This window comes from Amycolatopsis sp. NPDC114504 (assembly GCF_055633595.1).
In genome coordinates, this window is sequence record NZ_JBVKDU010000001.1 from 1,339,396 (window position 1) to 1,360,446 (window position 21,051).

The 21,051-nt window shown below is 73.5% G+C and carries 14 protein-coding genes; 9 read left to right on the top strand and 5 right to left on the bottom strand.

Annotated features, from left to right (window positions below; all coding sequences use genetic code 11):
* Positions 1–219: 219 nt before the first annotated feature.
* The 3 genes from ACZ7PG_RS06245 to ACZ7PG_RS06255 all read left to right on the top strand — a co-directional run bounded on the left by ACZ7PG_RS06245 (position 220) and on the right by ACZ7PG_RS06255 (position 9,525).
* Complete coding sequence (locus tag ACZ7PG_RS06245) at positions 220–4,713, top strand: RHS repeat-associated core domain-containing protein (protein ID WP_470238029.1); 4,494 nt, start codon at positions 220–222, stop codon at positions 4,711–4,713.
* Between the two features lie 162 nt (positions 4,714–4,875).
* Complete coding sequence (locus tag ACZ7PG_RS06250; RefSeq protein ID WP_470238030.1) at positions 4,876–7,659, top strand: AfsR/SARP family transcriptional regulator; 2,784 nt, start codon at positions 4,876–4,878, stop codon at positions 7,657–7,659.
* A 93-nt stretch (positions 7,660–7,752) separates the two neighbouring features.
* Positions 7,753–9,525 carry an AfsR/SARP family transcriptional regulator gene (locus ACZ7PG_RS06255; RefSeq protein WP_470238031.1) on the top strand — a complete coding sequence of 591 codons (1,773 nt, stop codon included), beginning with the start codon at positions 7,753–7,755 and terminating at the stop codon, positions 9,523–9,525.
* On the opposite strand, the gene ACZ7PG_RS06260 is transcribed toward ACZ7PG_RS06255, so the two are convergent.
* Complete coding sequence (locus ACZ7PG_RS06260) at positions 9,522–9,950, bottom strand: hypothetical protein (protein ID WP_470238032.1); 429 nt, start codon at positions 9,948–9,950, stop codon at positions 9,522–9,524. The genes ACZ7PG_RS06255 and ACZ7PG_RS06260 overlap by 4 nt on opposite strands.
* Before the next feature lie 220 nt (positions 9,951–10,170).
* Between ACZ7PG_RS06260 and ACZ7PG_RS06265 the strand changes: the two genes are divergently transcribed.
* Positions 10,171–11,682 carry an FAD-dependent oxidoreductase gene (locus tag ACZ7PG_RS06265; protein WP_470238033.1) on the top strand — a complete coding sequence of 504 codons (1,512 nt, stop codon included), beginning with the start codon at positions 10,171–10,173 and terminating at the stop codon, positions 11,680–11,682.
* Between the two features lie 24 nt (positions 11,683–11,706).
* Here the strand turns inward: ACZ7PG_RS06265 and ACZ7PG_RS06270 are convergent, their stop codons facing one another.
* Complete coding sequence (locus ACZ7PG_RS06270) at positions 11,707–12,000, bottom strand: hypothetical protein (protein WP_470238034.1); 294 nt, start codon at positions 11,998–12,000, stop codon at positions 11,707–11,709.
* Positions 12,001–12,169: 169 nt separating this feature from the next.
* On the opposite strand from ACZ7PG_RS06270, the gene ACZ7PG_RS06275 reads away from it, so the two are divergent.
* Positions 12,170–12,910, top strand: coding sequence for an ABC transporter permease (locus ACZ7PG_RS06275; RefSeq protein WP_470238035.1), 741 nt, complete (start codon positions 12,170–12,172; stop codon positions 12,908–12,910).
* Positions 12,911–12,919: 9 nt separating this feature from the next.
* Here ACZ7PG_RS06275 and ACZ7PG_RS06280 read toward each other — a convergent pair whose 3' ends face one another.
* The gene (locus tag ACZ7PG_RS06280) at positions 12,920–13,369 is read right to left on the bottom strand and encodes a DUF1707 SHOCT-like domain-containing protein (protein ID WP_470238036.1); all 450 of its coding nucleotides are present in this window, start codon (positions 13,367–13,369) and stop codon (positions 12,920–12,922) included.
* 120 nt (positions 13,370–13,489) lie between these two features.
* Here ACZ7PG_RS06280 and ACZ7PG_RS06285 point away from each other — a divergent pair, with 120 nt between their 5' ends.
* The 4 genes from ACZ7PG_RS06285 (at position 13,490) to ACZ7PG_RS06300 (ending at position 17,485) form a co-directional block, all read left to right on the top strand.
* Positions 13,490–14,143, top strand: coding sequence for a DUF998 domain-containing protein (locus ACZ7PG_RS06285; RefSeq protein ID WP_470238037.1), 654 nt, complete (start codon positions 13,490–13,492; stop codon positions 14,141–14,143).
* Positions 14,140–16,128, top strand: a complete 1,989-nt coding sequence (locus ACZ7PG_RS06290) for a glycosyltransferase family 4 protein (protein ID WP_470238038.1) — start codon at positions 14,140–14,142, stop codon at positions 16,126–16,128. Before ACZ7PG_RS06285 ends, ACZ7PG_RS06290 begins: the two co-directional genes overlap by 4 nt.
* A gap of 71 nt (positions 16,129–16,199) precedes the next feature.
* Positions 16,200–16,574 carry a BlaI/MecI/CopY family transcriptional regulator gene (locus tag ACZ7PG_RS06295; protein WP_470238039.1) on the top strand — a complete coding sequence of 125 codons (375 nt, stop codon included), beginning with the start codon at positions 16,200–16,202 and terminating at the stop codon, positions 16,572–16,574.
* Complete coding sequence (locus ACZ7PG_RS06300; RefSeq protein ID WP_470238040.1) at positions 16,571–17,485, top strand: M56 family metallopeptidase; 915 nt, start codon at positions 16,571–16,573, stop codon at positions 17,483–17,485. Before ACZ7PG_RS06295 ends, ACZ7PG_RS06300 begins: the two co-directional genes overlap by 4 nt.
* 222 nt (positions 17,486–17,707) lie before the next feature.
* Here ACZ7PG_RS06300 and ACZ7PG_RS06305 read toward each other — a convergent pair whose 3' ends face one another.
* Positions 17,708–18,124, bottom strand: coding sequence for a hypothetical protein (locus ACZ7PG_RS06305; RefSeq protein ID WP_470238041.1), 417 nt, complete (start codon positions 18,122–18,124; stop codon positions 17,708–17,710).
* 162 nt (positions 18,125–18,286) lie between these two features.
* The gene (locus ACZ7PG_RS06310; protein ID WP_470238042.1) at positions 18,287–21,049 is read right to left on the bottom strand and encodes a bifunctional YncE family protein/alkaline phosphatase family protein; all 2,763 of its coding nucleotides are present in this window, start codon (positions 21,047–21,049) and stop codon (positions 18,287–18,289) included.
* Positions 21,050–21,051: the final 2 nt, after the last annotated feature.

The window sequence follows — 21,051 nt, forward strand, 5'->3', positions numbered from 1 at the left end:
CCATTGCCCGTTGAGTCACGGACCGTGGCCGTTCGGGCAACCCGACACCGACTCGTACAGCAGTCGTGACGGCATTGCTATCCTCCCGCCGAGTGATCTCTTTCGGAGGGGGCGTGAGCGCATGACGGACGCCTGTGGTCGCGGAATCCGGCCCGCGCGCGCCGTCGGAGAACTCCCCGTGGTGATTCGGTTCACGGAAAGCGTCGGAAAGGTCGCGTAGTGAGCAACCCGCTGGTCGCGGAAACCAAAGATTCCACCAAGGCGTACTCGGGGATTTCGCTGCTGGAGACGGCGGCAGACCTGAAATCCGCGATCGAGAGCGGCGACTGGGCATCGGTCGCGATGGGCGCCGTCGGGACCGCCTTGGACGCGCTGTCGATGGCCATGGACCCGTTCGGGGCGATCCTCGCCGCCGGCGTCGGGTGGCTCATCGAACACGTCGGTCCACTGAAGGAAGCCCTCAACGGCTTGACCGGCAACGCCGATGAGATCGCCGCGCAGTCGGAGACCTGGAAGAACATCGCGACCGAACTGGGCAGCGTCGGGGAAGACCTGACCGGAATGGTCAAAGCGGACACGGCGTCGTGGGCCGGGACCGCCGGGGACACTTACCGGCAGCGGGCGCAGGACACGGTCACGTTGCTGGAAACCGCCCAAAAGGGCTGCGAAGGCGCTTCCAGCGGGGTGAAGACCGCCGGTGAGGTCGTCGCGGCGGTGCGGGCGCTGGTGCGGGACATCATCGCGGAGCTGATCGGGCACTTGATCAGCTGGGCGCTGCAGGTGATCTTCACCCTCGGTATCGGCATGACCTGGGTGGTCCCGCAGGTGATCGGTGCGGTGGCGAAGACGGCGTCGAAGATCGCGGATCTGGTCAAGCGGCTGGTGACCGCACTCAAGGCGCTGGTCCCGCTGTTGAAGCGGGCCGGTGACCTGTTCGGTGACGCGGCCAAGGCGCTCAAGAAAATCAAGCCGGGCAAGGCCGCGCCGCCGCCCAAGAACATCGACATCAAGGGCAACCCGAAGGGCCTCGACGGGCCCAACGGCAAGGGTGGCGACAGCACCACCACCTCGGGTGCGAAGGGCGACAACACCACCCCGTCCGGGGACCACACCCCGCCGAAGGGCGACCCGCCGCCCGCGTCCAAAGGCCCCGGCGACTCGAACGGCGACACCACTCCTTCCGGTGGAGGTAAGGGCCCGGACACCCCGGGCGGCGGCAAGCCGAAAGACGGCGGGGGCAAGCCGAAGGACGGCGGCCTGGCCGACAACAACGGCGCTCCCAAGGAAAACTCGACCCCGACCGACTGCCGCCCCGGCAGTGGCGACCCGATCGACATGACGACCGGGCGGATGATGCTCGCCCAGACCGACGTCGAGATCGACGGCGTCCTGTCGCTCGTGCTGGACCGCAGCCAATTCTCCGGCTACCGCAGCGGTGTCCACTTCGGACGGTCGTGGGCGTCGACCGCCGACCAGCGCCTGGAAACCGGCGACGGGCGCGTCGACTTCGCCGTCGAGGACGGCACCCTGCTCGTCTACCCGGTCCCGGGCGCGACCGCGGTCACGCCGGTGGACGGCCCCTGGTGGCCGCTGCGGCGGCTCGGCGACGAGTACATTTTGGACCAGCCGGATCTCGGCCGCTCCCTGCACTTCCCCGCCGACGGTGACACCGGCTGGCTGGCCGCGATCTCCGACGCCGACGGCAACCGGATCGCCTTCGACCGCGACGCGCACGGAACCCTGCGCGAAGTCCGGCACTCGGCCGGGCACCGCGTCGCGGTGACCACAGTGGACGGCCGGATCACCGAGCTCGCCTCCGTCGGCGAGCACGACGACGACCGCGTCACCCTCGCCCGGTTCGCCTACGACGAGCGGGCGCACCTGGTCGAGGTGGTCAACTCGTCGGGCCGGCCGTACCGGTTCGCCTACGACGACGCCGGCCGCATCGCCGGCTGGCAGGACCGCAACGGCTGGGGCTACGAGTTCACCTACGACGAACGCGACCGCTGCGTCCGCGGCACCGGGCCGCGCGGGGTCCTCAGCTACACCTTCGCCTACGACCGGGAAAACCGCGTCAACCGCGCCACCGACTCGCTCGGGCACACCACCGCCTACGAGCTGAACGAGGAGTTCCAGCTCGTCCGGGAGATCGACCCGCTCGGCGGCGTCACGGCCTACGAGTGGGACCGCCACGACCGGCTGCTGGCCTGCACCGACCCGCTGGGCCGCGTCACCCGCTACGGCTACGACGAGCACGGCAGGCGGACGTCGGAAACCCGCCCGGACGGCAGCGTGCGCAGCGTCCGCTTCGACCCGCGTGGGCGCCCGCAAGCGACCGTCGAGCCGGACAGCGCGGTCTGGGCCTACGACTACGACGACTCCGGGCGGCTCGTCGCGACCACCGACCCGATGGGCGGGGTCCGCCGCTACGGCTACGGCCCGCGCGGGGCGCTCAGCTCGTTCACCGACGAAGAGGGCCGCATCACCGGGATCGAGTGCGACGCGCTGGGCAAGCCCCGGACGGTGCTGGACCCGGCCGGCGGCCGCACGTCCTACACCTACGACCGGCTGGGCCGCATCGAGTCCGTCACCGACCCGACGGGCCACACGACGACGTACGCCTGGACGGTCGAAGGCGAGCTGTGGAAGCGCACCGCCCCGGACGGCTCGGTGGAGCGCTTCACCTACGACGGCGAGGTCAACGCGGTCGAGTACACGGACGCCACCGGCGCCGTCACGCGCACCGACTTCGGGCCGTTCGACCTGCCCGTCTGCGAAATCGCGCCGGACGGCAGCCGCACCCGGTTCGAGTACGACACCGAACTGCGGCTCGTCGCGGTCACCAACGCCGCCGGCGCGCGGTGGCGGATCGAGCACGACGCGGCCGGGCGGGTCGTGCGGGAGACCGACTTCGACGGCCGGGTCGTCGACTACGTCCGCGACGCCGCCGGGCAGCTCGTCGAAAGCACTCCCGGCACCGGGGCCCCGACGACGTATTCGTGGGACGCGCTGGGCCGGATGACCGGAAAACGTTGTGGGGACAGCGTCACGACGTACTCCTACGACGCCGCGGACCGGCTGGTGCGGGCGAAGAACGCCGACGCCGACCTGACCTTGGCCTACGACCGCCTCGGGCGTGTGGTGGCCGAAAGCTGCGACGGCCGGGAGGTCCGTTCCGGTTACGACCGCAGCGGGCTGCGGACCGCGCGCCGCACCGCCACCGGCGTCACGAGCACCTGGGCCTACGACGCGGCGAGCGCGCCGGCCGAGCTGAGCACCGCGGGCCGGTCGATCCGGTTCGCGCACGACGCGGCCGGGCGCGAGGTCCGGCGCGTATTCGGCGCGGCGACGCTGGCCCAGACCTGGGACGCGAACGACCGGCTGGTCGAACAGGTCGTCGCGGGGGCGGACGGCCAGCCGCGGCAGCGACGCGCGTACCGGCACCGGGCGGACAGCGTGCTCGCGGGCGTCGACGACCTGCTTTCCGGCCGCCGGGAGTTCTCGCTGGACCGGCTGGGCCGCATCACCGGGCTGCACCGGGCGACGGGCAGCGAGCGCTACGCGTACGACGCGATGGGCAACGTCACCACCGCCGACTGGACCGCGCCGCACCCCGCCGCGGGTTCCCGCGAGTACAGCGGGACGCAGGTCCGGCGCGCCGGCGACGTCCACTACCGCTACGACGAGCTGGGTCGCCTGACCGGGCGGCAGCAGCCGGGCGGCGAGTGGACGTTCGCCTGGAACGCCGACGACCGGCTCGAGCGCGTGCGGACCCCGGACGGCGGCGAGTGGCACTACGCCTACGACGCGCTGGGACGCCGCGTGGCCAAGCGCCTGCTCGGGCCGGACGGCACGGTGGCCGCCGAGACCCTGTTCGTCTGGGACGGGATCCTCCCGGCCGAGGAGATCGTCACGACGGCCGGGGCGCCGGCCCGGGTCACGACGTGGGACTGGGAGCTGGACCGGCCGGTGCCGGTGAGCGTGCTGGACCGCCGGCCCCGCGCGGACGGCGGCGTCGACGAGCAGTTCCACGCCGTCGTCGCCGACCTGGTCGGCAGCCCGGCGGAGCTGGTGGACGAGACCGGCCGGATCGCCTGGTACGCGGCGCAGACGCTGTGGGGCGTGGAAACCGCGGCCGCGGCGCCGACGCCGTTGCGGTTCCCCGGCCAGTACTTCGACGCCGAGACGGGCCTGCACTACAACGTGAACCGGTACTACGAACCGGAAACGGGCCGCTACATCAGCCCGGACCCGATCGGCCTCGGCGGCGGCACCAACCCGCACGCCTACGTCCGCAACCCGACCGGCTGGCTCGACCCGGTCGGCCTCAACACCAAGAAGTGCAAGGGCGGCAAGGCGAACAACCCGGTGCTGGCCAACAACCGCCCGGGCCAGCCGGTCTTCCACGGCAACGCGAACGTCCCGGTCACGGAGATCAGCGACAAGAAGTTCGTCGGCATCCTGGAGAACCTCGCCGCCGGCCGCGGCGAAGGTTCACGCCGCGCGAAGGAGCTGCTGAAGCAGATGCAGGAGGGCCGCGGCTGGCAGCAGACGGCGGGCATCCACCAGGGCGGCCTGGGCGGCGCCGCGGGCGGCGCGGACCCGAGGCCCCACATCACGGTCAGCGTCGGCGGCCGCGGGTACCACGTGCACGTCGGAGGCAAGAACGGGAACCTGTTCGCGCAGGACATCACCCCCAACCCGATCCGCTGAGCGGGAACCGCCGCCGCCGAGGCCGGTCCCCCGTCCTGACCGGATGCGCGGCGGTCATCGCCGTCCTGGGCGTATCCCGGGGGTAACGGTTGAGCCGCGTCGCCGGGATCCGCTAGGACAGGAGACCGCAAGGCTGGACGGTGGGTGGAGGGGGCCGGCCCGATGACCGTGGAGTTCCGTCTGCTCGGCCAGGTCGAGGTCCGGCTCGACGGGGAGCCGCTCGACGTCGGCTACGCGCAGCTGAAGGGCGTGCTGGCGCTGCTGCTGGTCGAGGTGAACCAGATCGTGGCGGTCGACCGGCTGGTGGATCGGGTCTGGGGCGACCGGCGCCTGCCGCAACGGCCGCGCGGGGCGATCCAGCACAGCATCGCCGTGCTGCGCGCCGCGCTGGCGCCGGTGCCGGGCTTCGCGATCACCTGGCAGCGCACGGGATACCAGCTCACCGCCGACCCCGGCACCGTCGACCTGCACCGGTTCCACCGGCTGGTCGCCGACGCGCGCACGGCCGGCGACGACCCGCGCGCGGTGGCCCTGTTCGGCGAAGCCCTGGAACTCTGGCGGGGAGAACCCTTTGCCGGCCTGGACATCCCCTGGCTGGCCGAGTGCCGCACGTCGCTCTTCCGGCAGCGCGGCACCGCCGAGCTCGAGCTCACCGACATCCGGCTCCGCCAGGGCGACCACGCCGCGCTGCTGCCCGGCCTGGCCGAGCGGGCCCGCGACGACCCGCTCGACGAACGGCTGGCCGCCCAGCTCATGCTCGCGCTCTACCGCGACGGCCGCGCCGCCCACGCCCTCGAGCACTACCAGCGGTTCCGGACCCGGCTGGCCGACGAGCTCGGCACCGATCCGGGCCCGCCGCTGCGGCGCCTGCACCACCGGATCCTCGCCACGGATCCGGCGCTCACGGTCTCCTCGGGCACGGCCGCACCCGTGCCGCGCCAGCTGCCCGCGGCGCCGCGGTCGTTCACCGGCCGGGCCGCCGCGCTCGCCGACGTCACCGCCGCGCTGACCGAGCCGGGCCGGGCCGTGCCCGTCGCCGTGGTCACCGGGTCCGGCGGCATCGGCAAGACGTGGCTCTCGGTGCACTGGGCCCACGAGCACCTCGAGGCGTTCCCCGACGGGCAGCTGTACGTGAACCTGCGCGGGTTCGACCCCGGCGGCGAGCCCGTGCCGGCGGCGACCGCGCTGCGCGGGTTCCTCGACGCCCTCGGCGTCGCGGTCGAGGCCACCCCACCGGAATGGGACGCGCAGGTCGGGCTGTACCGCAGCGTGCTCGCCGGAAAGCGCTTGCTCATCGTGCTCGACAACGCCCGCGCCACCGACCAGGTCGTGCCCCTGCTGCCGGGCAGTCCCACGTGCGCGGTGCTGGTCACCAGCCGCCACCGGCTCGACGGCCTGGTCACCTCGCACGGCGCCCGGCCGGTCGCCCTCGACGTGCTGACCGGCACCGAGGCCCGGCAGCTGCTGGTCGGACACCTCCACCGGCACCGGATCACCGCCGAGCCCGACGCCGTCACCGAGCTGCTCGGCTACTGCGCGGGCCTTCCGCTGGCGATCGGCATCGTCGCGGCCCGCGCCGGTCACCACCCCGGGTTCCCGCTCGCCGCGCTGGCCGCCGAGCTGCGCGACCAGGCCGGCCGGCTGGCCGCCTTGGACACCGCCGACGCCGACGTCAACCTGCGTGCGGTGCTGTCGTGGTCCTACCGCGCCCTGTCCCCCGACGCCGCGACGGCGTTCGGGCTGCTGGGGCTCGCCGCCGGGCCGGACATCAGCCTCCCCGCCGCGGCGAGCCTGCTCGCGCGGACCACCGCCGGCGCGCTCGGGCTCCTGCGCGAGCTGGAGCACGCTTCCCTGGTGCAGCAGTACGATCCGGGCCGGATCCGGATGCACGACCTGGTCCGGCTGGCCGCCGCGCAGCACGCCGAGCAGGACCTTCCCGAGCCGGTCCGCGTCGCGGCGCTGCGCCGCCTGGCCGACTTCTACCTGCACACCGCGCACGCCGGCGACCGGCTGCTCCAGCCGTTGCTCCCGCCGATCCGGCTCGCCGAGCCCCACCCCGGCTGCCAGGTCGTGCCGCTGGCCGACCAGGCGTCCGCGCTCGCCTGGTTCGCCGCCGAGCACCCCAACCTGCTCGCCCTGCAACGGCTGGCCGCGGCCCGGGGCTGGGCGGCCGTCCGCTGGCAGGTCGCGTGGCTGCAGACGACCTTCCTGTACCGCCGGGGCCGGTTCCACGCCGCGCTCGACGCGTGGAAGGCCGGGCAGGAAGCCGCGAAGGAGCTCGACGACCCCGCGGTGCACGCCGGAACCCACCAGCTCCTCGGCGCGATCTTCGCCGAGCTGGGGCAGCACGCCGAAGCCGGGCACCACCTCGCACTGGCCGAACGCAGCGGTGACCTTCCCGCGCAGGCCTACACCCACCACGCACTGGGCTGGTCGTGGTCGCTGCGCGGCGCCGACCGGCGGGCGCTGGAGCACGCCACCGAGTCCCTGCGCCTCTACCGGGCCCTCGGCATGCCGGCCGGGGAAACCCGGGAGCTCACGGTGTCCGGCTGGTACCGGGCCCGGCTCGGTGACTTCGCGGAAGCCCGCATCCACACCGAGGCGGCCTTGGTGCTGGCCCGCCGGCACGGGTATCGCGAGGACGAAGGCCTGGCCACGGGAATCCTCGGCTTCCTGGCCCAGCACACCGGCCACTACCGCGACGCCGTCAGCCACTACCGCGAGGCCGCCGGCGTGCTGCACGAGGTCGGCAACTCCTACTTCGAGGGCACCGTCCTGGATTTCGCCGGGCAGACGCACCTCGCGCTGGACGAACCCGAGTCCGCCCGCCGGAAGTGGCAGGAGGCACTGGAGCTGTACCGGATCCAGTGCCGCACGGCCGACACCGACCGCGTCCGGCGGTCCCTGGCGGAGCTCGGCGAGCGGATGCCGGCCGCGACGCGCTGACCAGCGCACATCCGCGGTGCCAAAGCGCGGCCTAAGCGGGACGGCGCACAGTCTGCCGTGCCGTCGACGGGCCGAGCGCGGGGGGACTGGCGGATGGAGATCAGGTTGCTGGGCCCGGTGGAGGTGGTCGCCGGGCGGATCCCGGTCCCGGCCGGACGGCGGCAGCTGCGCGTGATGCTGGCGGTGCTGGCCGCGGCCGCACCCCGGGCGGTGCCGGTGGCCCTGCTCATCGACCGGGTGTGGGGCGAACACCCGCCGCTGCGGGCACAGCAGGCCGTGTGGACCCGCGTCGCCGAACTCCGCAAGGTGCTGGCCGGCGCCGCCGGCGAACCCGAACCGCTGGTCTCGTGGCAGCCGGGCGGGTACCTGCTGCGCGTGGAGCCCGACCGGGTGGACCTGCACCGGTTCCGCCGGCTCGCCGCCGCCGCGCGACGGCCCGGCCCCGAGCGCGTCACGCTGCTGGCCTCGGCCATGGACCTGTGGCGAGGCACTCCCCTGGCCGGCCTCGGCGGCGAATGGGCGACGCGGCAACGGGAAAGCTGGCAGCTGGAACGGCTGGACGCGGCCGTCGCCTGGGCTCGTGAGGCCGGGCGCGTCGGTGCGCACACCGCCGTCATCCCGGTGCTGCGGGACCTCGTCGACGACCACCCGCACTCGGAACCGCTCGCGACGGAGCTGGTCCGCGCCCTGGCCGCGGACAACCGGACCGGGGAGGCGATCGCCGAGTGCCGGGCCGCCTGCGACCGCCTGCGCCGGACGCTGGGCGTCGAGCCCGGACGTGAGCTGCGGACAGTCCGGCAAGCGCTGCTGAGCGGTGACCCGCTGGTGCCGCCGGCCGCGGCCGGGCCGCTGGTCGTGCCGGCCCAGCTCCCGGCGGACGTCGCCGGGTTCGTGGGCCGGCACGCCGAAATCGCCCGCCTGGACGTCGCCGGGGGTGTGCTCGCGGTGTCCGGGACCGCGGGGGTGGGCAAGACCGCGCTCACGGTGCACTGGGCCCACCGGGTCCGCGACCGGTTCCCGGACGGGCAGCTCTACCTGAACCTGCGCGGGTTCGACCGGACCGGGCCGCCACGGGATCCCGCGGAGGCGGCGCGGCTGCTCCTCGACGGCCTCGGCGTGCCCGCCGGCCGCGTACCCGCCGACCTGGACGGCCGGGCCGCGCTCTACCGGAGCCTGCTCGCCGGCCGGCGGATGCTCGTCGTGCTCGACAACGCCCGGGACACCGCGCAGGTCCGGCCGTTGCTGCCGGGCACCCCGGGCTGTCTCGTCCTGGTTTCCGGGCGCACGACGCTGACCGGCCTGGCCGTCGCGCACGGTGTCCCGCTCCTCGTGCTGGACCTGCTGACCGACGCCGAAGCACGGCAGCTGCTGGACGCCCGTCTCGGCCGGGCGCGCACCGAGGCCGAACCCACGGCGGTCACCGACATCGTCACCGCCTGCGCGCGGCTGCCGCTGGCGCTGGCGATCGCGGCCGCCCGGGCCGTCGCCCGGCCGCGGCTGCGGCTCGGCGTCCTCGCGCGGGAGCTGCTCGACGCCCGCTGCCGGCTGTCGGCCCTGTCCGGCGACGACCCGGGCACCGACCTCCGCACCGTGCTCTCCTGGTCCTACGCCGCGCTGAGTCCCGAGGCACGCCGGCTGTTCCGCTTGCTGGGCACGGTTTCCGGGCCGGACCTCACGGTCGCGGCCGTGGCCGGCCTCGCCGGCGTCCCGGCCCGGCAGGTCGAGCCGGTGCTGACCGAACTGACGCTCGCCAACGTCGTCACCGAGCGCGTTCCCGGTCGCTTCGGCTGTCACGAGCTGCTGCGGTGCTATGCCGAGGCCGTCGGGCCCGAAGCAGACGCCCCGGACCCGACGCGACGTTCCTAGGTGAGCGACTCCCAGCCGATCGTCTGCACCCGCACGCCCGGACAGGTCAGGCGGACGTTGTAGGTGCCCACCGCCGGCAGGGCCGTGCTGTTGATGCGCTGCCCGTTCGAGCAGATGATGTAGACCCGCATCGCGCCCGAGGTGACCTGGCAGGTGAAGTCGACGATCTGGAACGGCGACCGGGAGAACCAGTTGCACGTGAAGACGGCGGCGGTCGTGGTCTGCTGCCCGTCGGTGGCCCGCGGGGCGACGTTCCAGTGCCCGGTCATCGGCGCGGCGGCGGTGACCGCCGCACCGGTGTTCGCGGGTGCCGCGGAAGCCACGGCCGGGGAAGCCACCCCGACGGCGACGAGCAGCACGCCCATGGCCAACAACGCTTTCACGGCCCGCGTGACGATGGAGCGGGACCCGGGTGATCGACGCATGCGTATCTCCTCCGTTGGTCGAGCGAAGTCCGGCGTTCGGGGACGCGGACGGCTCCCACGCTGAACCACCGCCTTGCGCATCGGGCTGACCGGATCCTTACCGCGCTGGCACCCGGCGGGCGCCGCTGTGCGCGCTTGTCACCCCCGTGCCAGCGCCGTGTGCGCGCCCTGAGCGCGGCGCGCCGCAACCTGAACGGGTCGCTACGGAAGGGGATTTCTCATGCATGACACAGTGATCGTGGGCGCCGGTCCCGTCGGTCTGTTCCTGGCCTGCGAGCTGGGCCTCGCGGGCTGCTCGGTCCTGGTGCTCGAACGGGAACCGGAGCCCGGCACCCCGTGGCGGACGGCCCCGCTCGGACGACGCGGCCTGTTCGCCACCTCTATCGCCGCGTTCCACCGGCGCGGGCTGCTGGAGCCGCTGCTGACCGAGGCGGGTCCCGCCTTCGGCACCGGGCCCGGAGACGAGCCGGCTCGGGCGCGCTTCGCGGGGCACTTCGCCGGGATCGTGCTCGACGCGGCCGACGTCGACCTCACCGCCCTGCCGTTCCGGCTGCCCGGCCCCGTGCCGGACGCCGTCATGACGAGCCTCGACACGCTCGAAGCGGTCCTGGCGGAGCGAGCCGCCAAACTCGGCGTCGAAATCCGCCGCGGGGTCGTGGTGGACGGCCTCACCCAGGACGACGACCACGTGGTCGTGCACGCCGGCGACCACGACCACCCGGCGCGCTGGGCCGTCGGCTGCGACGGCGGGCGCAGCGCGGTGCGCCGGATCGCGGGCTTCGAGTTCGCCGGCACCGAGCCCCAGTTCACCGGCTACGTCGCGCTCGCCACCATCCCCGACGCTGACAAGCTGAGCCCGGGGTTCACCTTGACTCCGCGGGGCATGTACCTCCGGCTGCCCGCGGACGGGCACATCGGCGTGATGGACTTCGACGGCGGCGCGTACGACCGTTCGCAAGAGCTGACCCGCGACCACCTTCAGGAAGTGCTGCGCCGCGTGTCCGGCACCGACGTGACGCTGACGGAGGTCCGCCTCGCCTCGAGCTACACCGACCGGGCGATGCAGGCGACGACCTACCGGCGGGGCCGGGTCCTGCTCGCGGGCGACGCCGCGCACATCGTGTCGCCCCTCGGCGGGCAGGGGCTCAACACGGGCCTCGGCGACGCGGTCAACCTGGGCTGGAAGCTCGCGGCGACCCTCCGCGGGCAGGCCCCGGAGGGACTGCTCGACTCCTACACCCGCGAGCGCCACCCGGCCGGTGCCTGGGCGCTGGACTGGACGCGGGCCCAGGTGGCGTCGATGCGGCCGGATCCGCACGCCCAGGCGGTCCAGGGCGTGCTGCGCGACCTGCTCGGAACCCGGGACGGCACGACGTACGTGTTCGAAAAGCTGTCCGGCACCTCGGTCCGCTACGACCTCGGCAGCGACCGACCGCTGGTCGGCCGGATCGCTCCGGACTTCCGGCTGACCGGCGGAACGACCCTGGCCGACCTGATGCAGGACGGCCGTGGCGTCGTACTCGACTTCAGCGCCGAGCAGGACCTGAGGGCTTCCGCGGCGGGTTGGGAAAACGAGCTGCGGTACGTCGCGGGCACGGCGGAAAACGACCTGGGCCTCGGCGCGGTCCTGGTCCGTCCCGACGGGACCCTCGCCTGGGCCGGCGAGCGCGTGCCCGACCGCGGCTCGTTCGAACGAGCCGCCCGGCGCTGGTTCGGTGACGCGGTCGGCTGATCCTCCGCGGAATCCGGGGGCTGCTCAGGCGTCTCGGCGGGTGGCGGGTACCGCTGGGTGGCGAGCCCGCATGAGCCGGCTCGCGACCAGGACGACCAGAGGCGCCAGCACCGACGTCGTGCACACGGCGATCAGCGGCAGGCCCGGGCGCGGGCGCCCGGTGACCCCCGGCGGCGGCTCGGGTGGGCGGAAGCGCAGGCTCGTGGTCATGTGGTGCCAGACGAAGATCTCGCGGTAGATCGTGTACCAGCTGAACGCCCACACGAGCACGGCGCCTCGTCGCACCCATCGCAGGGGTCGGTCGTGGTCAGCCGGCATGGCGATCAGCTCCTCGTCCGGCGGCCGCGCCCGGTCGGCCTGGTGCTCACAGGTTACGCGCGGCCGCCGGCTTCGGTCTCGACGTGCACGCCTGCGCGCACCCGGCTGGACTGTCCACTGAGGACGCAGTGAGCCCGCGTTCACCGGGGAGTAGGGCAGAATCGGCAGCGTGAACAACGGAGCGATCACCTTCGGGCCCGCCCTCGTCGCGGTACTGGTCCTGCTCACCGCCGCCGGGGCCGCCGTCGTCCGGTGGGGAGAGATCGGTCAGGGCCGGGCCGTGGTGATCGCCGCGGTCCGGGCCGTCGCACAGCTCGCCCTGGTGTCGCTGGTGATCACCGCCGTCCTGCGGTCGGCCCCGCTCACCGGCCTGTTCGTGCTGCTGATGTTCACCATCGCCGCGGTGACGTCCGCCCGCCGCGTCGGAACCTGGGCGAACCTGCCGTGGACCGCGGCGGCCATCGCGGCCGGGGTCGCCCCGGTGCTCGGCCTGGTACTGGGCGCCGGTGTCGTCCCGCTCCGGCCGATCGCCGTCGTGCCGATCGCCGGCATCGTCATCGGCGGCGCGATGACCGCGACGTCACAGGCCGCCCGCCGCGCCCTCGACGAGCTGAAGTCCCGCCACGGCGAGTACGAAGCCGCACTCGCCCTCGGGTTCCTGCCGCGGCCGGCCGCGCTGGAGATCTGCCGCCCCTCAGCCGGGCACGCGCTGATCCCGGCCCTCGACCAGACCCGCACGGTCGGCCTGGTGACACTCCCCGGCGCTTACGTGGGCGTGCTGCTCGGCGGCGCCGGACCCATCCAAGCGGGCCTGACGCAGGTGCTGGTGCTGATCGGGCTGCTCGCCGCCGAAGCCGTGTCGATCCTGGTCACCGTGCAGCTGGTCGCGGCCGGCAAGCTCACCAGGTGAGGCACCCGGTCAGCCGCCGTGGCCGTGCTCGAACGCGCCCATCTCGTGGCCTTCGAAACCGTCCGCCCCGAAACCGTGCACGGCGCCCACGACGATCGCCGCGGCGATCAGGAGTCCGATGAGGACAGTCAGGACGAGCAGGAGCCGGCGACGGCCGGGCGCGGGTGCCCGGCCGCGCAGAACCGCGACGTCGGCTCTGAACGCGGCACCAGCGGCAGCCAGGATCCGGCGCCACCCGTCGGTGGCAGCCTGCTCCGGCGCGGGCAGGTCGGCGGTCATCGAGGCCAGCTCGTGCCGGTAGCGGATCTCCTCGAGGCGCCCCAGACGTTCTTCGACCTCGGCGATCGTCAGCCTGCCCTCACCGGCCGCCGCGCAGAGGGCGGCGCGGACCTCCTCGCGTTCCGCGTCCGAGCAGCGGATCCCTTCGGGCACAGTGGTACCCGGCGCGTTCTCGCTCATCGATTTCCTCTTTCGTTCCGAAATCACCTCTGCCCGAGGCTAACCGCGGCCGGGCGCTTCTTAGCGAAACCCAGCGCGATCCTCATCGAACTCTCATGGTCGGGCGACACCGTCTGACAGGTGACTCCACGGATCGCGCTTTCGCCCACGCCGCTGGCGACGCTGACGCTGGTCATGGCCGCCGTCGCGCAGGCGATCATCGCCGGGCTGACCTTCGGGCTCGCGGGCTACGTCAGCCCGTGGCGCGACCCGGTCAGCGACTACGCCTGGCACCGCGGCGGCCGGCTGCTGTTCGCCGTCGCCATCCTCCTGCTGCTCGCCTGCGCGGCGGCGCTGGCGGTCGCCGCGCAGCTGGCCTCGCTGCCCCGCGGTCCGCTGGTGAGCACCCTCTTCCTGCTCTGGGCGGCCGGGCTCATGGTGGTCCTGTTCTTCCGGAGCAGCGTCAGCGCCGCGGATCCCACCGTCTCGGGCGAGATCCACCGGTTCGGCGGGGCGATGCTGTTCGCCGGCCTGCCGCTCGCGACCTGGGCGTTGAGCACCCGGTTGCGAGCCGAGCCCCGCTGGCACACCGCGGCCCCGGCGCTCCGGCGCGGCGCGATCGCCGGCGTCGTGACCGCGGCCGCGTTCGGCGCGGCGCAGATCGTCAGCTGGCTCCCGGCCGGGCTGCTCGAACGCGTCGCGCTGCTGGCCGAGTTCCTGATCGTCGCCACGATGGCGATCGCCCTGCGGCGCGCGGACCGCGGTCCCTCCACGACTCCGGCGGCCGTCCGATGACCGCCCTCGCCATCGTCTGCGCCTTGGTCGCCGCCGTGTTGTTCGCGGTGGCCGCGACGCGGCAGCACGCCGAGGTCACCGAGCTGGCCGTCGAGGGCACGCCCGGACTGCGCTCCCTGGCCCGGCTGCTGCGCTCCCCCGGCTGGTGGGCCGGCACGGCGCTGGCGACCGGCGGCAGCCTGCTGCACGTCGTCGCCCTGTCGCTGGCCCCGCTCCCGGTGGTCCAGCCGCTCGGGGTGTTCAGCCTGGTCCTGACCGTCCTGTTCGGACGGCGCGCCCGCGACCGCCGGGTCGTGACCGCCGTCGTGCTCGTCGTGGCGGGCGTGGCCGGGTTCGTGGCCCTCGCCGCCTCGGCCACCCCGGCCGTGACGATCAGCGCGGGAACGGCCGAAATCGTTGCCGTCACCGGGTTCGTGGTCACGGCGCTCGCCTGGTTCGCCCGGGCCGGGTGCGCCGCGCTGGCCGCCGCGTCGGCCGTCCTCTTCGGACTCGGCTCGTCGGTCGTGCACGCCGCCGCGTCCCAGCCACCGGCCACCGCGGTGCTGCTCGGCGGGCAGGCGCTGCTGCTGCTCGGCGCCGGCGGCGTGATCCTGCACCGCGCGTACGCCGCGGGTCCCACCGCGGTCGTCGTCGGCACGACGACCGTGCTCGATCCCCTGACCGCGGTCGCCGTGGCCGCCGTGGCCTACGGCGAAGTTCCCCAGCCCGCGGCGGCGCTCGCCGCGGTCGTCGCTCTCGCCGGTGTGCGCGTGCTCGCCGGTGCCGTTCCGCAAGCCCATCCGAAGATCGAGGAGAAACCCGTGCCCGAGCACCCGACCGGCCTTCGCGTCCTGATCGGCGCCGACACGTTCCCGCCCAACATCAACGGCGCGGCGTTCTTCGCCGAGCGCCTGGCCCGCGGGCTCGCCGGCCGCGGCCACGACGTCCACGTCGTCTGCCCGTCCGACGACGGCCCGGCCCGCACCGAGCGGCGGGACGGCTACACGATCCACCGCGTCCGGTCCCGCGGGATCCCGTTCCACGGCGACTACCGGTTCTGCACCCCCGGTGGCGTCCGCGCCGCCATCGGCGAGATCGTGGACCGGGTCCGCCCGGACGTCGTCCACGTCCAAGCGCACTTCGGCGTCGGCCGCGCCCTGCTCGAAGTGGCGGCCGACCGCGACGTTCCCGGCATGGCGACCAACCACTTCATGCCGGACAACCTCCTCGGCTACACCCCGTTCCCCCGGCGGGTGAAGGCCGCGATCGCGCGCTGGGCCTGGAAGGACCTCGTCCGCGTCTACCGCGACGCGCGCATCATCACGACGCCGACGCCCCGGGCGGCCGAAGTCCTCGCCGGGATCGGCCTCGACCGGCCGGCCCAGGTCGTGTCCTGCGGCATCGACCTCGCCCACTACGCCGCACCGGCCCGCCCGCTCGACCGGCCGACGTCGGTCCTGTTCGTCGGGCGCCTCGACGCGGAGAAGAACATCGACCAGCTGCTGCGCGCCCTCGCCCCGCTGCCGCACGTCCGCGCGGACCTCGTCGGCGACGGCACGCGGCGCCAAGAACTCGAAGCCCTCGCCGCGGAACTGGGCATCGCCGGCCGGGTGACCTTCCACGGCTTCGTTTCCGACGCCGAGCTCGTGCACCACTACGCCGAGGCCGACGTCTTCTGCATGCCCGGCACGGCCGAGCTGCAGAGCCTCGCCACCATGGAGGCCATGGCGGCGGGCCTCCCGGTCGTCGCCGCCGACGCGCTCGCCCTGCCCCACCTGGTCCACCACGGCGAGAACGGCTACCTGTTCGAGCCGGGCGCGATCACCACGATCTCCCGCTGGATCGCCGAGCTGGCCGCCGACCCGGACCTGCGCGCCCGGATGAGCGAGGCGTCCCGGGCGATCGTCGCGCGCCACGACATCGCGGACGCGCTGGCGACTTTCGAGACGCAGTACCGGATCCTGCTGGGCATCCCCACGTCGTCCACCGTCGGTCAGGCCGCGTAGCCGGTCCCGGGTGAGCGCCCGGCCGAACTCCGATCGGCCGGGCGCTTACGACAGCCGTGTAGATTCCGAGGATGGGGAACCGGCGGAAGGACACGGCACGGCGCGCGCCCGGCGCGCTGGAAGCCGAGGTGCTGAGCGTGCTGTGGGGCGCGGACGGCCCCCTGTCCCCCACCGATGTCCAGGCGCGGCTCGAGGACGACCTCGCGTACACGACCGTCGTGACGATCCTCAGCCGGCTGCACGACAAGGGCGTCGCGACGCGGGAGAAGCACGGACGCTCCTTCCGCTACCACGCCGTCGACGACGAGGCCGGGCTCGCGGCCCGGAAGATGACGAAGGTCCTCGACGGCGAGCCCGACCGCGACAGCGTCCTGGCCCGGTTCGTGACGCAGCTGTCGGACTCCGACGAAGCCCTGCTGCGCGACCTCCTGCGCGGCAAGAAATGACCATCGACCTGCTGATCCCCCTGCTGCTGCCGGTGCTGGCCCGGCCCGCGGCCCGGCTGGTCGAACCCCGTCTGCCGCCGCGCACGGCCAGCCGGCTGCTCACCGGCGCCTGCCTGGTCCTCGCCGCGGGCAGCACCGCGGCCTTGGCCCTCCTCGCCTTCTCCGGGCTCTCGCTGATCCCCGCGGTCGCCACCCTCGGCCGCTGGTCGCCGCAGGCGTTCCGGGCGGCGAGCGGCGTGGACGTGCCGGTGTCGATCGCGAGTGGCGTGGTGCTGGCCGTGGTGGTGACGATGCTCGCGCGCACGATCGTCCGGTACGCGCGGTGGGCCCGCCGCGTCTCGCGCGAACTGGACGAACACGGCCGCGACGGAGTCGTGCTGCTGCCCGGCGCCGAGGCCGTGGCGTTCGCCGTGCCCGGCCGCGGCGGCCGCATCGCCGTCTCCAGCGGCATGCTGGCCGCGCTGGACCCGCGTGAGCGGACCGCTTTGCTGGCGCACGAGCGTGCCCACCTCGCGTCCCGGCACCACCTGTTCCTGCTGGCCCTGAAGCTGTCCTCGGCGCTGAACCCGCTGCTGCGCCCGCTGTGCGCGGCGGCCGGGTTCGCCCTCGAACGCTGGGCCGACGAAGCCGCGGCGCACCGGGTCGGCGACCGGACGGTCGTCGCGCACGCCGTGGCCAAGGCCGCCCTCGCCGGCCGCTCGCACGACGGCTTCGCGCTCGCCGCGACCGGCGGCCCGGTCCCCCGCCGGGTGTCCGCCCTGCTGACACCCCGGCCGCGCGTGCGGAGCCGGACCCCGGTGGTGCTGCTCAGCGCGCTGGTGATCGGGCTGGCGGGCCTGTCGGCCGAGACGGCGCTCGACAGCGCGGCCGACCTGCACGACGGCATCGAGCTCGCCCAGGCCGGCTGCTAGTCGTGATGTCCGGGGACGTTGTCCCGGGTCAGGACGGCGTGCACGGTCGAGGCGGGGATGCCGAGCCGGCCGGCGATCTGGACCGGGCCCAGCCGTGTGCGCCGGCGCAACCAGTCGGGTGCGTGGCGTCAGGGTGGGGCACGAAGGCCTCCGGCGGGTGAAGCGGTTCTACAGTCACCACCGGCCCCAGCGCTCGCAGCCGACGCGACCGCGCCGGACGGGTCAGCCGCTCAGGTAAGCCGCGACGCGGATGCGCAGCCCGCGGACGTGGACCAGTGCGAGCGCGAACGCCGTGACCGGCCGGTACCCGGGCCGGGGCTCCGCCAGCAGGCACGGTCCCGCGATGTAGACGAAGTCGTCGTCCAGGTCGTAGTGGGGCACCGACCACACCGCTCGGTCGCCGGCCGAGACGTCCGCCGACCGGGATCGCGCCGACCAGTAGTCCGGGAGCTTCATCGCCTCGCCCAACGCCGCCCCGAAGCCGGGCAGGTCGGCTGCGGGCATCGCCAGGCCGCGCCCGCTCCACACCCGCGGAGCGGCGTCGCCCGCCCGGTCCAGGGGATCTCCCAGGTGCGTGAACGTCGCTGTCTCGGTGGACGACCTGATCATCCAGTGCGGTGTCTCGGTGGCGGTCGCCACGGGTCGCTGCTCCTCATCCCTGGCGGCCTCCGGATCCGGCGACGGTAAGGGATCTTCCCGCGCCGGACCCACCGCCACGCGCGACACCACCGAGGGTCACCCGGCAGGACGGACGAGGCCCCTGCCCGGCAGTACCGGACAGGGGCCTCAGGACCTGCTGCGTCAGCCGTCCGAGTCGGCCGACGGGATGTACGCGCCCGGAACCTGATCGGGCGGGTAAACCTGGTTCTCACCGGGGTAGGGCTGCTGCCACCCGTACGTCTGGTACCACGTGAAGTGGTTCATCTGCGCGGGGTTGGCGTAGTCGGCCACGGCGTTCGGCCCGGTCAGGCGCTGGTGCGCCTGCCACTCCGTCCACTGGCCCGCCACCTGCCGCTTGTCCACCGGTACCGCCGAGGACGGCACCGGCGCGGCGGCCGGGTCCGGGGGCGCGGGGATGTCCGCACCACAGGACGGCGGGGTCGCGAGCCCGCCGGTCAGCGAGGTCCGGTTCGGCAGTGCCGTGAACGGGGCGAGGTTCGGCTTGGCCGTGAACGCCGCGCTCATCGGCGTGGCCGCGCTGTCCTTCTGGTTCATCGGCCGGACCCCGAGGATCTGCTCGATCGTGCGGATCATCGTGATCTGCGAGTAGTAGTGGCTGTCCACCACGCCGTGCTGGGCGTACGGGCTGATGATCTGCACCGGAGCCCGGTGGCCGTCGACGTGGTCGAGACCCGCTTGGGAGTCGTCCTCGACGACGAAGATCGCCGAGTCCTTCCAGTACTGGCTGTGCGAGATCTCGTCGACGATCTTGCCGACGGCGAGGTCGTTGTCGGCGACCTGGGCGGCCGCGTTCGGCGGGCCGCCGGTGTGGTCGCTCGACAGCCAGAACATGTTCAGGTTGGCGGGCCCGTTCTTCTCGAAGTCGTTCTTCCAGATCTGGTACCGGTACTGGTCCGGCACCGCGGTGTCGAACTTCGGGAAGCCCGGCACCGACACGCTGTTGAGCGACGGGATCGGCGACGACGACACCATCGGGTAGGCGCTCGGCTCCCCGGTCGCGGCCATGTTCTTCGAGTCGCAGTAGAGGTTCTGCCAGCTCGCCGCGGCCGGCTTGGTCAGGAACTGCTGGAACTCGCCGAAGTCCCGCACCGACTTCCCGGCCGCCTGCGCGCCGGTCCAGAGGAAGCCGGAGCTCTGGTGCCCGAGAGCGTCGTCCTCGGTGTCGTAGCTGCGCAGGTACTCCCCCGCCGACGACTCGGTGTACTCCGGGTTGTCGGCCTGCATCAGCCAGTTGTGGCCCTCGGCGGAGTTCGTGCCGATGTCGTAGGTGTTGTCGTACAACCCGAACTGCCGCTCCAGCGCGTGCTGGTTCGGTGTCACGTTCTCGCCGAACTGCGCCACGGCCGGGTCGCCGTTGCCGCGCGGTTCGTCACCGAAGAGCTGGTCGTAGGTCCGGTTCTCCTTGACCAGCAGGAAAACGTGCTTGATCGTCGACGGGTCGCCGAGCCGCGCCGGGACGGGGACCGGGTTCCGGTGCCCGTTGTCGTGCGCCACCTGCACCGAGTTGTCCGTCCAGCCGTTCTGCCGGAAGACCTGGCCGGTGTACCCGCGGATCGCGCGGTCGTCCGGCAGCCGGAACTTCTGCACGCTCGACGTCGTGTCGTGGGTGCCGTGCCCGGCCGCCGTCGTGGGCCGGCGGGCGTCGATGCCGCGGGTGTTGGAGACCACGACGTCCTTGCCGACCGTGGTGATCGCCGTCGGGAAGTAGTCCGTCGGCAGCAGGCCGACGTAGCTCACCGGCTCCTGCGCCCGCTGGTAGCGGTAGACGGCGACCGCGTTCGCGCGGCCGAGGGTCACCAGCAGGTGGCCGTCGTCGGTGAGGGTGACCCCGTCCGGCTCGTAGCCGACCGAAGCCTCCGGCCACGGCTGGGTCGCGATGGTCTGGACGACCTTGTCCCGGGCGGTGTCGATGACCGAGACGGTGTTGCTCGCGGTGTTGGTGACGAACAGCGTGCCGCGTTTGACGTAGACCGCGGTCGGGTGCAGGCCGACGTCGATGCTCTCCGGCGCGGCGGCCGGGTTCGCCAGGTGGATGACGCTGACCGTGCCGCTGGTCGTGGCGCCGGTGAACTGATTGGCCGGCACCTGGGTGTTGTAGGAGTTCAGCGTCGGTTCGCCGGGGCGCGCGGGACGCCCGCCTTCGTTGCTGACGTAGATCTTGTTCCCGGCCAGGACCAGGTCACGCGGCGCGTTGCCGACGGCCCAGCTCTGCCGGATCGTCCCCGTCGCCGCATCGAGGGCGACGACGCGGTTCTGGCCGTTGACGGCGGAGTACACGGTCGAGCCGTCGGGCGAGAACACGGCCTGCGCGACCAGCGCGTGCTTGGGCCCGTCCGCCGGGATCTTGACCGCCGTCGGCGCGGCGACGGTGCCGTCCGGGTTGACGGCGAAGCGGGTGTAGCCGTCGGTCTGGGCCAGCCACAGCGTCTTGCCGTCCGGCGAGTACGTGGGTCCTTCCTGACCCACGTCGTTGCCGGCGATGCGCAGGTTCGCCGTCGCGGAGTTGCCGACGAGCTGCTGCACCTTCCAGCTCTTCAGGTCGACGATGGTGAGTGCGATCCCGCCGTCGGTCGTCAGGGCCGCGAGGTGGCTGCCGTCCGGGCTGACCGCCGACGCCATGATCTTGCCGTTGTTCACGACCAGGCGGTCGCCGATGGGCCGGAGGTACTGGTCGGCGGAGACGACCTGGCCCTGGTCGGTGACCTGCCCGACCTGGTCCTCGCCGAACTGCTGCGTCGACGCGACACCGATCCCGGTGCCGGCGGCGACGAGCACGAGCGTGGCCGAGCCGGCGGTGACGAAGCGGAGCCGGTGAGCGCTGAAGTGACCGAGAAGGCCGGAACGGCCCTTCCCGACACGCCGTCTGCGGCGTGTTACCTGCATCG

Excerpts from the sequence above, each read along its gene's own strand:
- ACZ7PG_RS06250 (WP_470238030.1), top strand. The coding sequence starts at position 4,876 with ATGACCGTGGAGTTCCGTCTGCTCGGCCAGGTCGAGGTCCGGCTCGAC.
- ACZ7PG_RS06255 (WP_470238031.1), top strand. The coding sequence starts at position 7,753 with ATGGAGATCAGGTTGCTGGGCCCGGTGGAGGTGGTCGCCGGGCGGATC.
- ACZ7PG_RS06260 (WP_470238032.1), bottom strand. The coding sequence starts at position 9,950 with ATGCGTCGATCACCCGGGTCCCGCTCCATCGTCACGCGGGCCGTGAAA.
- ACZ7PG_RS06265 (WP_470238033.1), top strand. The coding sequence starts at position 10,171 with ATGCATGACACAGTGATCGTGGGCGCCGGTCCCGTCGGTCTGTTCCTG.
- ACZ7PG_RS06270 (WP_470238034.1), bottom strand. The coding sequence starts at position 12,000 with ATGCCGGCTGACCACGACCGACCCCTGCGATGGGTGCGACGAGGCGCC.
- ACZ7PG_RS06280 (WP_470238036.1), bottom strand. The coding sequence starts at position 13,369 with ATGAGCGAGAACGCGCCGGGTACCACTGTGCCCGAAGGGATCCGCTGC.
- ACZ7PG_RS06290 (WP_470238038.1), top strand. The coding sequence starts at position 14,140 with ATGACCGCCCTCGCCATCGTCTGCGCCTTGGTCGCCGCCGTGTTGTTC.
- ACZ7PG_RS06295 (WP_470238039.1), top strand. The coding sequence starts at position 16,200 with ATGGGGAACCGGCGGAAGGACACGGCACGGCGCGCGCCCGGCGCGCTG.
- ACZ7PG_RS06300 (WP_470238040.1), top strand. The coding sequence starts at position 16,571 with ATGACCATCGACCTGCTGATCCCCCTGCTGCTGCCGGTGCTGGCCCGG.
- ACZ7PG_RS06310 (WP_470238042.1), bottom strand. The coding sequence starts at position 21,049 with ATGCAGGTAACACGCCGCAGACGGCGTGTCGGGAAGGGCCGTTCCGGC.